This window comes from Pseudobutyrivibrio sp. (assembly GCF_017471675.1).
In the GTDB taxonomy this organism is placed as follows: domain Bacteria; phylum Bacillota; class Clostridia; order Lachnospirales; family Lachnospiraceae; genus Pseudobutyrivibrio.
This window is the reverse complement of record NZ_JAFUSK010000062.1, coordinates 13,522-25,154: the sequence shown is the minus strand read 5'-3', so window position 1 is coordinate 25,154 and position 11,633 is coordinate 13,522. Positions and strand designations below refer to the sequence as shown.

The 11,633-nt window shown below is 35.8% G+C and carries 10 protein-coding genes; 9 read left to right on the top strand and 1 reads right to left on the bottom strand.

Features of this window, described 5'->3' with window-relative positions:
- The first annotated feature begins 73 nt into the window (after window positions 1-73).
- From IJ535_RS09710 to fucO, 5 genes are all read left to right on the top strand, one after another.
- The gene (locus IJ535_RS09710; protein WP_294301929.1) at window positions 74-988 is read left to right on the top strand and encodes a patatin-like phospholipase family protein; all 915 of its coding nucleotides are present in this window, start codon (window positions 74-76) and stop codon (window positions 986-988) included.
- Window positions 989-1,056: 68 nt separating this feature from the next.
- Window positions 1,057-1,203: a hypothetical protein gene (locus tag IJ535_RS09705; RefSeq protein ID WP_294301924.1), complete on the top strand. Its 147-nt coding sequence runs from the start codon at window positions 1,057-1,059 to the stop codon at window positions 1,201-1,203.
- A gap of 38 nt (window positions 1,204-1,241) precedes the next feature.
- Window positions 1,242-1,787 carry a Uma2 family endonuclease gene (locus IJ535_RS09700; RefSeq protein WP_294301922.1) on the top strand — a complete coding sequence of 182 codons (546 nt, stop codon included), beginning with the start codon at window positions 1,242-1,244 and terminating at the stop codon, window positions 1,785-1,787.
- A 23-nt stretch (window positions 1,788-1,810) separates the two neighbouring features.
- Window positions 1,811-2,362, top strand: coding sequence for a TetR/AcrR family transcriptional regulator (locus IJ535_RS09695; protein WP_294301919.1), 552 nt, complete (start codon window positions 1,811-1,813; stop codon window positions 2,360-2,362).
- Window positions 2,363-2,520: 158 nt separating this feature from the next.
- Window positions 2,521-3,669 (top strand): lactaldehyde reductase, encoded by a 1,149-nt coding sequence (gene fucO / locus IJ535_RS09690; RefSeq protein WP_294301916.1) that lies wholly within the window; start codon window positions 2,521-2,523, stop codon window positions 3,667-3,669.
- Between the two features lie 98 nt (window positions 3,670-3,767).
- Here the strand turns inward: fucO and IJ535_RS09685 are convergent, their stop codons facing one another.
- Window positions 3,768-5,300, bottom strand: a complete 1,533-nt coding sequence (locus tag IJ535_RS09685) for a GGDEF domain-containing protein (RefSeq protein WP_294301913.1) — start codon at window positions 5,298-5,300, stop codon at window positions 3,768-3,770.
- A 262-nt stretch (window positions 5,301-5,562) separates the two neighbouring features.
- On the opposite strand from IJ535_RS09685, the gene IJ535_RS09680 reads away from it, so the two are divergent.
- The 4 genes from IJ535_RS09680 to IJ535_RS09665 all read left to right on the top strand — a co-directional run bounded on the left by IJ535_RS09680 (window position 5,563) and on the right by IJ535_RS09665 (window position 11,633).
- A complete protein-coding gene (locus IJ535_RS09680; protein ID WP_294301911.1) occupies window positions 5,563-7,629 on the top strand; it encodes a hypothetical protein in 2,067 nt (688 codons plus the stop codon).
- A 202-nt stretch (window positions 7,630-7,831) separates the two neighbouring features.
- Window positions 7,832-8,989 (top strand): phosphotransferase, encoded by a 1,158-nt coding sequence (locus IJ535_RS09675; protein WP_294301908.1) that lies wholly within the window; start codon window positions 7,832-7,834, stop codon window positions 8,987-8,989.
- Window positions 8,979-9,833, top strand: coding sequence for a phosphotransferase (locus IJ535_RS09670; RefSeq protein WP_294301903.1), 855 nt, complete (start codon window positions 8,979-8,981; stop codon window positions 9,831-9,833). The genes IJ535_RS09675 and IJ535_RS09670 overlap by 11 nt, the downstream gene beginning before the upstream one ends.
- Window positions 9,834-9,848: 15 nt before the next feature.
- A complete protein-coding gene (locus tag IJ535_RS09665; protein ID WP_294301901.1) occupies window positions 9,849-11,633 on the top strand; it encodes an MATE family efflux transporter in 1,785 nt (594 codons plus the stop codon).

The window sequence follows — 11,633 nt, the reverse complement described above, 5'->3', positions numbered from 1 at the left end:
AACATTGAAAAGCCAGCGGTAATTACTTAATATTAAGAAAACGTGTTGGTTAAGTAGAGAAGGTTGTGGAAAAATGAGTAAAATAGGACTTATTGTTGAAGGCGGTGGAATGAAATGCGCTTATGGTGCAGGAATACTGGATGCTTTTTTAGATGACAAAATCAAATTTGATTATTGTATTGGTGTGTCTGCGGGAAGCGCAAATGCAGCTTCATTTTTGGCAGGGCAGAAGGGGCGAAATAGGCGTTTTTATACGGACCACATATTTGAGCCAGATTATTTTGGATTAAAGAGTTATTTAAAGACACATAATCTGTTTGGACTTCAATATATCTATGGTACATTGAGCAATTCTGACGGAACTGATGCTTTAGATTATCGAAGCCTTATGTTGAATAACACAGAGTATCTTATAGTAGCAACAGATGCAAATAGTGGTGAGCCCAGATACTTTCATAAGGAAGAAATGCCAAAGGATGATTATAGAATTATCATGGCTTCATCAGCACTGCCAGGGGCATGCCTTCCTGTAGAGATAGATGGGCACTATTACTATGATGGTGGTGTATCTGATTCAATACCTGTTAAGAAAGCTATAGAGGATGGCTGTGATAAACTGGTGGTTATTATGTCCAAGCCAAGGGACTTTGTAAAGAAGCCTGAAAGCCTTAGGGGATTTTACTCTTTTAAATGCAGAAACTATCCTAAAATTATAGAGCTTCTAAATAACAGGCATATCGCATATACGGCTAGTCAGCGTATGGCTTATCAGCTAGAGCAAGATGGTAAGGCATTTATATTCGCGCCTAGTGAGCACTTATCTATGGGAACTTTTACAATGAGTAGAGAATCAAATGAAAAGCTCTATAAGCTAGGTCTAAAGGACTACGCTAGCTTGCGAGATGGTCTGAAACAGTTTTTGGATGGTGATGGGCAGGCTTGCATTAGCAAAGAAAACAATTATAAAAATATAATCGAAGCAGTATAAAAGCTTGCTGGAATCTTTAGGGGTTCCAGCAGCTTTTATTTAGTTATAAGTAAATCTAACGTGGAGTTATGGAAAGTTGTGGAAAGTTGTGGAAGGAAAATGAAGTTGTGGAAAGTTGTGGAAAGTTGTGGAAGGAAAATGAAGTTGTGGAAAGTTGTGGAAAGTTGTGGAAGAAAAATGATGTTGTGGAATTATTTTTTATTTTTTATAATTGATTTATAGGTTATTGATGGTTTGAGTTTAGGAGGCAGTAGTGAATACACAGCATAATTATGTATTGTCAGATGTTGAGGCAATGGAAAAACATGCAGAATTGATAAATGGAAATCTTGTTATTGAAGATAAAACATCTGTTAGCCACAATTCAGCTGTTTCAGATATAGCGATGGCGCTTAGAAATCATATAGCTTCGAATGGTGGTTCATGCAAAGTTTTCCAAGAAAATGTGGCTTTATATTGTAATGAATTGCTAAATGAAGAGGATGCTAGTAACTTCTTTTTGCCTGATGTTATGGTAGTTTGCGATAAAGAAGGAATAAAGGATAATGGTATCCATACAGCTCCTAAATTTGTTGTTGAGGTTACTTCACCTAGCACGCAAAAAAATGATTATGGTGATAAGATGATTATCTATAGAAACATAGGTGTAGAGGAGTATTGGATTGTTGATTTGCAAAAAAAGATTGTTACCAAATATCTTGCAAAAGAAGATTTTATACCTGAAACATATCTACATCCTGAGGCAATGAAGGTATCATCCTATGATGGGCTTGTCATTGACTTGTCAGAATATATGTAAGAAGTCTGGAAGGGCTGAACATCATGAAATCAGACATTAAATACAAGCTGGCGGAAGCTATGAAAACCTGTATGAAAACAACATCAGTGGAAAACATCACTGTCAAACAGATAGTGGATGTGTGTGGTGTTTCAAGACAAAGTTTCTATCGCAACTTTATCGACAAATATGACCTGATTAACTGGTATTTTGATTGCCTATTGGAACAATCCTTCAAGGAGATGGGCCAAGGTGAAACCATTCGTGAGGGACTAATCAAAAAGTTTGCATATATAAAGCAGGAGAGACTTTTTTTTACAGCAGGCTTCAAAGGGGACGACCAGAACAATCTCAAGGACCATGACTTTATCATGATCTACGAGTTTTATTGTGATTTAATCAGGAAAAAGACTGGTGAAAATCTTGATAAGCACATGAGAAAGTTGCTGGAAATGTATTGCCAGGCATCTATCTACATGACTGTACAGTGGCTCATGAAGGGTATGAAAGAGACTGAGGAAGAGCTTGCTGATTTGATGATAGATGCGATGCCAGAAATGTTACACGGCCTCTTTGCTAAAATAAAATTAGTCTGACAACGGCCGTATTTATAAGGTTTATTAGAAATTTATAAAATGTTACACATACACACATTTGTAACTTATATTCAAACACCCTATGATGATAAAATTATCATTGTAGGGTGTTAATTTTTTAACACGAAGTTTTTTAGGAAGAAAAGGAGTGTAGAATAATGGCAAACAGAATTTCTCTTAATCCAACATCTTATCATGGTGCTGGAGCTATCCAAGAAGTAGTTAATGAAATCAATGGAAACGGATTCAAGAAGGCATTTGTTGCTTCTGATCCAGACCTTATTAAATTTGGTGTAACAGGAAAGGTTACAGATTTGCTTGATAAGGCAAATATTCCTTATGAGGTATATTCAGATATTAAGCCTAATCCAACAATCGAAAACGTAAAGAATGGTGTAGAGGCTTTCAAGAAGTCTGGTGCTGACTGCATCGTAGCAATCGGTGGTGGTTCTTCTATGGACACATCAAAGGCAATCGGTATTATCATCACAAACCCAGAGTTTGCAGATGTTCGTTCACTTGAAGGTGTTGCACCTACAAAGAATCCTTGTGTACCAATCATTGCAGTTCCAACAACAGCTGGTACAGCAGCAGAGGTTACAATCAATTATGTAATCACTGATGTAGAAAAGGAAAGAAAGTTTGTATGTGTCGATACACATGATATGCCTATCGTTGCAGTTGTTGACCCAGAGATGATGTCATCAATGCCAAAGGGCCTTACAGCAGCTACAGGTATGGATGCTCTTACACACGCAATCGAAGGATATACAACAAAGGCTGCATGGGAAATGACAGATATGTTCCATCTTGAGGCTATCCGTCTTATCTCTAAGAATCTCCGTGATGCAGTAGAGAATAAGAAAGAGGGCCGCGAGGGAATGGCTCTTGGTCAGTACATTGCTGGTATGGGATTCTCAAATGTAGGTCTTGGTATTGACCACGCAATGGCTCACACACTTTCTGCACATTACGATACACCACACGGTGTTGCATGTGCTATGTTCCTTCCAATCTCTATGGAGTTTAACCGTGAGTACACAGGTGAGAGACTCCGCGAGGTTGCTAGAGCTATGGGAGTTGAAGGTGTTGATAACATGACTCAGGATGAATATCGTGATGCAGCTATTGCAGCTGTAAAGAAGTTATCTGAGGATGTTGGAATCCCAACAACTCTTGATAAGATTAAGGAAGAAGATTTAGAGCAGCTTGCAACAGATGCTCTTAACGATGCTTGCTACCCAGGTAACCCACGCGAGGCTACAAAGGAGCAGGTAATTGAGATGTTTAGAATGATTATGGCATAGTAAATAATCTAGTTTAAAAAGAACAGGCGAGGAAGACTTCGCTGCGTTGCAGGATGTAGAATAAAGTTAAGGGCTGCCGAGGCAGCCCTTTTACTAATTTAATTTCTAGTTGCTTTCATATTCTTTTTATCTTCGTACATAAGATTGTCGGCTCGTTTAAACACATTTTGTACGCCCAAATCTGTTTGCTTATCAAAGATGGTCCATCCAATGGCAGCGGATACCTTTTCCCATGGTTCTAAAGTTTCATCCTTTGATATATCATTAAGAGTGTCTCTAAACTGTTTAATTAGGGTATGGATGTTGTCGTAATCTTCATTTTCAAGAATAACAACAAATTCATCACCACCAATCCTAAAGACAGGAGAGTGTTTAAAGGTTACGCAGACAATATTACATATCTTTTTAATTGCAATGTTACCTTTGTCATGACCGAAGTTATCATTGATAAGCTTTAGGTAGTTTAAATCTACCATGGCGATTCCAAACTTATCGAAATTCTCTTGGGCAATTTGGAATTCTATCTTTTGTACTTCATTGTCGTAGGCGGTTTTGTTTCTAATGCCGGTTAAGGTATCTTTATTAGCAAGCTCATTGGCGAATCTAATCTTTTCGTTAGCCTCTGAAAGGCTATCTACATATTCACAAATAGATTCTATCATGTTTGAAGTTTCATCAGCTAAATCATGTATTTCATCAGTGCCATTTATTTCATTTTTTATCTTTTTAGCAATTGATAAATCCTTTGTGAGGGCGAAATCTTCAATGGCCTTTTCAAGTTTTAGCAAACGTTCAATATAGAATTTGTGAAGTAAAAATGTTAATAGTCCGCCGAAGACACTGACAAGGAGGGCCATGTATAAAATCTGGCGTATGGTATTTTCGACGATAATTTTATTAACAGTGGCAATCTCAATATCGGCACCAACAACACCCATCTTTTTACCATCCATCCACAGAGGATAATAGCAGGCATAGGTTTTACCATACTGGTTATCATATTCGTCGAAGCCTGGGGTAAACTCTCCAGTGTCCCAAGCAGCCCACATATGCTCGTGTTCTTCGATAGGTTCAGGCACTTTGTCATTTAATATCATGTACTCTGTGCCATCTATTACCTGGGAGCTAGGTACAGGATCAAGTATATAATACATATAGTAATCGCCAGCAGGGACCATGTAGTATGTATATATTATGTCATATTTTTTTGATGTAGATTGGAAAATATGATATAGATATTTGTGTTTGTAAGTCACAAATAATACTTTTAATTCTTCAGATAAATCTGAGTAAGCTACATCTTTTCCAATAACTTTGCCAGGATATTCCGTGCTGAATTTATCGTAGAATTCGTTTTTGGCGTCAATATAGTCACCGTCATAATCCATAGGAACATATACATTATCGGATACTTCTAAGAATAATTCCTGGAATGCAATGAATTCATCGCCCTGCTCAGCCAGGACATCAGCTAAGTAGGCCACAGTGTTTTGTAATTTTTCCTCATATTGAGCCATGTAAACGCTCATCTGAATGGTGTAAGAACTAATTCCCGTCAATATGGACACTGATATAACTAGTAATACATATAAGCTTATTAGTTTTTTCTTTAGACCTTTTCTTTTTGCCATAGTAATCCCTCATAAATAATAGACTACACACTTTCATAATAATATATAAATGCGTATTTTTTATGATGAAAGAATTAATTGGAGTGGATGATCCTAATTTCCATTATATTATTGGGAAAGATATTTAATGCTTTTTAGTTTGTTTAATTTTCTTTTAAGAAGCTATTGCTAACTAGAATTAGTTATTATAAACTAACATAGGTTTGCGTATACTACATATGGGAAAATGTGGTAAATATATTGCGCAAAAGAGAGGATATATATGAAAAAAGGAGTATTAAAGCTACTCAAAGTTAGTTTATCGGTTCTTGGGATAGTATCTATGCTAAGCTTTATCCCACAAAATGCAATTTCAGCTTATGCTGAGGAGAGAGGAGTAATAAAAAACAGGGAGACAATTACTCTTGAAATTGGAGACACTGCAACTCTTCAGGGAGAACGTGCCTACGGGTACAGTGACTACCAGCTGGAATGGTCTGTAGACCAGGATGGAATTGTAAGTATCGAATCTACTGATGATGGAAATTCCTGGGACAAGATTACTAAAGCTGAGATAAAGGCAATAGGTGCCGGAACAGCTACTGTTAGCCTAAAAGCAGATTATCATGGTTTTTGGTCATATGATGAAACCTTTACAGTGACTGTTAATCCTGGCACAGAGCCAGAGGAGCCTATCACAGAAGAGCCTGTGGCTGAAGAAGATACTAAGAATCTTTTTATTAGATTAGTAGGCCAATTTGAACACAAGATGGTGGGCGAGGAAGATATCGACGGTGTTTCAAGTGCTACAGGTATTTCATATAAAGCACCTGAAGGAAATACAGTGAAGCTTGAGGCTGCTTTAGTTGAAAAGGAAGTGGCAAGAGAGGCTGTTTCAGAAGACGCATGGCATTCATTAAGCTATTTCGAAACTGCAGAAGACGCCGTGCATATTAATCCAGACCTTAGTAAAACAAAGATTGTAGTTGAGCCAGAATGTCCTGGTGTTGAGATGAACTATAATGTTTGGGATGGAACAATAGCAGTTACTGGAAAGCCACAGCAGGCAGGCACCTATCAGGTATATGTTCAGTTTACAGATGAAAAGAATCGTGTAGCTGTTAGTAATCCAGTAGAATTCAATGTATATGAGCAAAATGGAAAGCTTGTAGATGTTTTAAACTATGACCGTGCTACTAAGACCAGTGATGGTAAATATATCTATGACCAGGTACCTTGGTATATTCCAGATTTAGGTGCTGACGTGGTAACAGTTCCTAAGGATATTAAGGCATGGTATGGAAGTCATACAACTGGAACCTATGCAGAGCTTGGAACGGCAATCTCACTTAGCAATGGTGAACAGCCTGGTCAGACTCTAGTTATTCCAGCAGGCTGCAATCTAACAATGGTTAACATGCGCGTTCACAGTGGAGTAAAGATTGTTGTTGAAAGAGGTGCTAAGCTTTCTATTCGCCAGTCAACACTTGAAGGAATTGTTGAGGTGAAAAATGGTGGTACATTCTCTGCTGATTATATTGATTATGGAGAGGATGCAGGCTTCACATTTGGCTCAGCTATTAATGGGCAGCTTAGAATGATGAATGGTTCTACACTTGAAAATGCAAGAATCCTTTCTCATACAAATTTCTCCGGAAGAGATGATATTAATAGAAACAATAGTAATCCGGTTGTAGTTGTGGATGGCACTGTTTCAATCAAAGGAAATGTTTATATCAAGGGCGATGAAGCTGCAAACTATGGTGTAGGTCAGAAGGGGCTTTCAATTAGAGGTAAGCTCATTGTTCCAGATGGTTCTGTGCTTGCAGTATTTGGTGGTGGTGAATCACAGCTTTCATCTATGGGTGGTGATGCCATTACTCTTAACAATGGAACAATCTATGGCGATGGCAAAGTTATTGCTGTTGGTGGATTTGGTATGAATCTTACAGGCAACCGCGAGATTATTGGAGGCGGTGCAGCAGTGTCTGGTAAAGGCAAGATTGATACAGATCGTGCATACCTTGAAGGTGGATACAGCTTTGATAAGGAGACAGCTCCAATCAACGGCAATATCACACTTTCATATAGAACAGACAGAAATCTTGTGACTGGAAAATGCATTGCAGGAACAGGTGAAACAACCAGTCCAAACTATTGGCATGGAACAGGTGATTCTGATGGAATTTGTCCAGACTTAGACAAGTATGTTGTTGAGGACAATGCTCCTATTAGAAAGCACTCTTATAGAAATTCAGTATGGTATCCTATGAACTATGGATATTATGATTATGGCTGGAATTATGGCTGCTGGTATAACAGTCTTTGGTCATGGTTTTGGTTCTTCTAGTAGTAAAAAACATTTAATATATTATGACCTCTTGTGGGATTTTTCCTTAAGTAGCCCACAAGAAGTCATTTTTTTAATATTGAAAGCATCTATTTTTCACAGTTCTGAAATACATTTTATTTAAAATATAAAAGTCTTCAACTATGACAACTTATAGTTAGAAATAATATTTTAGATTTTAATGAAAGCAAACGGAGGCTTTATGGAAAAATATATAGAAAATGATATTTTATATATTTGTCTTAAAGGGCGAATCAGTTCTGATAATGTGGATGCATTAGAAGTGGAAATTAGAAACTTAATAGGAGATAGAACAGAGTATGCTTTTGATGCAGAAAAACTTGAATATATATCAAGTGCAGGTCTTCGTTTGCTTTTAAAGCTTAAGAAGGATAATGATATTATGGTTGTTAATGTTTCATCGGCTATATATGAAATATTTGAGATGACAGGATTCTCAAAAATAATAAAAATCAAGCGACCAATGAGACAATTAGCAATTGAAGGATATGAAAAAATAGGTGAAGGTGCAATGGGAACAGTATATCGAATTGATAGTGATACCATTGTAAAGGTTTATAATTTAGAAGATTTATGCAATATAGAAATAGAAGTAGCAAAAGCGAAGGATGCTTTTTTGCTAGGAATACCCACAGCTATACCTTTTGATATTGTAAAGGTTGGCGATAAATATGGCGCAGTCTTTGAATTGATTAAATCCACAAATTGTAATGAGTATTTTTTACGTCATTTAAATCAAGCAGAAGAGTTTTATAAGAAATATGCAGAGTTCATAAAAAGTATTCATTCGGTGGAGACAAAGGATAATATTTTTCCAAAGATAAAAGATATGTATCTAGAACAGCTCAAAGCTGTAAAGAATGTATTATCAGATGAGGTGTATTATAAACTTTTTGAAGATTTAAATAAGATAGCTGATATGTACTCTGTTATACATGGGGATATTCAATTAAAGAATCTGATGATTTCTGATGAAGAGATAGTTTTAATAGATATGGAAACCCTCAGTGTAGGAAATCCTATTTTTGAGTTTGCAGGACTTTATATGACATATATTTTATTTAATAAACATGAACCTAATAATACTGAAAAGTTTTTAGGAATAAACAAGGATACTTCAAGTCAGCTATTTTATAGTACGGTGAGAAATTATTATAATTATTTACCTTATGAAGAATATAATTCAGTACTAAAACAAATAGAGATGTTGGGGAATATTAGATTCTTGTTCCTAATATACTCAGTAGGAATAGGAATTCCTGAATTGCGAGAGACTAGAATTAGGGATAGTGTTGAAACTTTGGAGAAATATGTCAAAGGAGAGACTAATGGATTTTAAGGAGATAAGCTTAGATGGTTTAACCCCATTTGCAAAAGGTGCAACCGGAGAATGTTATAGAATTGAAGAAGATAAGATTGTAAAGTTATATTATGACGGTTTTCCAAAAGAGAGAGTATTACAAGAAAAGAAAAATGCTAAAACGGCTTTTGTGGCAGGTATTTCCACACCTATATCTTTTGAATTGGTTTTTGCAGATGGAAGATTTGGAATCATATATGAATTGATCGGCGCAAAAACAATATCAGAGGTGCTGCAGCTATGTCCTCATGAGGCAGAGGAAATAGGAAGAAAAATAGGAATTCTCGCAAAAAAACTGCATAAGGTTAATGTAAATGATTTTGATTTTCCAAAGTCGACTGAAAAAATAGCTAAAGCTTTGCCTTATGCAAAATATTTGGATGGTAATACCAGAGATAATGTTGAGAAGTTTATGTTGCGCCTTGATATGTGCCAAGGGTATGTTCATGGGGATTTTCATACTAATAATATTATGATGGTTAAGGACGAAATGATGCTTATTGATATGGGGAGTTTTTCTATAGGCTCCCCATTATTTGATTTAGCGGTGATGCATTTTAGTTTTTTTGATTCACCTGAATCATGTGTTGGCGATATTAGTCAGTTTAATGGATTGACAAGACATGTTAGAGAAGCTGTATGGAAATCCTTTATTGATGAATATTTTATAGATTCGTCTCAAATTGAAAAACAAGAACAAATGCAGACTTTGGATAAGGTTATTGCTCTAATAAAGCTTAGATATGAAGCACTGTATGGTAGCAAAGCTAGTGAAGATTATTGTAAGAAAGTTCGTGAAGAGATATTAGTAAAATTTAAATAATATTGGAGTTTTACTATGAAATATAAAATAGAAATAAAAGATGATGTGATATCAAATATGTTTTTATCGGCTGCCATAGCAATGATTTTTTCACAAGTGGCAGGAGTGATGTCTAATATTATAGATGGTATTATTACAAGTAGATTTTTAGGCGCAGATTCTCTTTCTTCAGTATCGCTTACAGGCCCCTTTATTTCCACAATTATTCTTGTGGCCGGGTTTATTTCTACAGGAAGCCAGGTAGTCTGCGGTGGGTTAGTAGGAGTTGGAAAACGTAGGGAAGCTAATAGCGTGTTTTCAGTGGCGTTATTAGTTACTTTGTTGGGAGCTATTTTTTTTATCATATTATGCAGTTTATTTCCAGAAGCTATTTTTAGAATATGCGGTGTTACGAAAGAAAGTCATCCAGTTTTTTTCTCAGGAATGGTTGATTATTTGCATGGCTATATGGTTGGTATACCAGCTGTCATGTTGATACAGATATTAGGTCCATTCATTGCAATGGATAATGGCAAGACATATTTTTCAATATCAGCTTTCATATTGTGTATTTCTGATATAATTGGTGATTTGCTAAATGCACTTATAATTCATGGTGGCGTGTTTGGAATGGGACTTGCAACAACAATAGCTTTTTATATTCAGTTACTATTTCTGCTTTGTTATTATTTGAGAAAAAATTGCTATTTTACATTTTCGATTTCAAATATTAGATTAGGACTACTTTGGGATATATCAAAAGAAGGTGCGCCTACCCTTGTCAGAAAGCTTGCTACTGTGCTTAGGGATTTGTTAGTAAGCAGAATTAATTTAAGTGTAGCGCTAACTGGTGCGGCTGTTGCTGCGCGAGCAATGCAAAATGATTTGAATACATTGATGTTTTGCATAGGCTTGGGCATAGGAAAAACATTATTGTCAATCACTGGCATTTATTATACCGCTGGTGATAGAAAGGGATTAACAAGAGTTTTTTCTTATTCAGTAAAAATTTCCATTATTATTTCAGGAGTAGCTAGTTTAGTGCTATTTATTTTTGCGCCGCTTATAGCTTCATTATATTCGAACGATTATGAAGTAGTTAGTTATTCAGTATTTTCTATACGTTGCATGGCCGTTAGTTTAGTATTAGATACCTTATTAGTTACATTTCAAAATTATTTACAGGGAATACGTAACCGCGGACTTGTAAATTTGTTTAATTTTGGTGAGCGTTTTATAATTCCAGTCATGTTAGCTTTTGTAATGGGAAAGTTCTTTGGTTCAAAGGGTGTACTGGCATCAATTGCTGTAGGAAAAATAATACTTATTGTAGTTATTTATATATTTATTTGCATATACTTGAAACGTCCGGCTAATATGGTGGAAGATTTTATGTTTCTACCAAAAGATTTTGGTGGTGAAAAAGAAGATAACTTATATGCATCCATAGAAAATATGGAGGATGTTATAGAAGTCAGTATACAGGCAGAAAAATTTTGTAAATCACATGGATGTGCTGATAAAAAAGCAAAAAATATGGCTTGTTTTGTCGAGGAGATGGCAGGTAATATTATTCTTCACGGCAAAACAAAAGCCAAAAGAAAAGTTAAAGTGGATTTTAGGTTACATGCAGATAGTAATGGAACAATCTGTCTTACACTGAGAGATTATTGTAGCCAATTTGATCCTACGGCTTTCTATGAGGCACATCAAATGGATAGTGACGATAAATACATAGGAATACGTTTGGTTACAAAAATGGCTAATAGAATAGCATATTTTAATGCTTTTAACAGTAATAACCTTATGATTATTCTTTAA

Excerpts from the sequence above, each read along its gene's own strand:
- IJ535_RS09710 (WP_294301929.1), top strand. The coding sequence starts at position 74 with ATGAGTAAAATAGGACTTATTGTTGAAGGCGGTGGAATGAAATGCGCT.
- IJ535_RS09705 (WP_294301924.1), top strand. The coding sequence starts at position 1,057 with ATGGAAAGTTGTGGAAAGTTGTGGAAGGAAAATGAAGTTGTGGAAAGT.
- IJ535_RS09695 (WP_294301919.1), top strand. The coding sequence starts at position 1,811 with ATGAAATCAGACATTAAATACAAGCTGGCGGAAGCTATGAAAACCTGT.
- fucO (WP_294301916.1), top strand. The coding sequence starts at position 2,521 with ATGGCAAACAGAATTTCTCTTAATCCAACATCTTATCATGGTGCTGGA.
- IJ535_RS09685 (WP_294301913.1), bottom strand. The coding sequence starts at position 5,300 with ATGGCAAAAAGAAAAGGTCTAAAGAAAAAACTAATAAGCTTATATGTA.
- IJ535_RS09680 (WP_294301911.1), top strand. The coding sequence starts at position 5,563 with ATGAAAAAAGGAGTATTAAAGCTACTCAAAGTTAGTTTATCGGTTCTT.
- IJ535_RS09675 (WP_294301908.1), top strand. The coding sequence starts at position 7,832 with ATGGAAAAATATATAGAAAATGATATTTTATATATTTGTCTTAAAGGG.
- IJ535_RS09670 (WP_294301903.1), top strand. The coding sequence starts at position 8,979 with ATGGATTTTAAGGAGATAAGCTTAGATGGTTTAACCCCATTTGCAAAA.
- IJ535_RS09665 (WP_294301901.1), top strand. The coding sequence starts at position 9,849 with ATGAAATATAAAATAGAAATAAAAGATGATGTGATATCAAATATGTTT.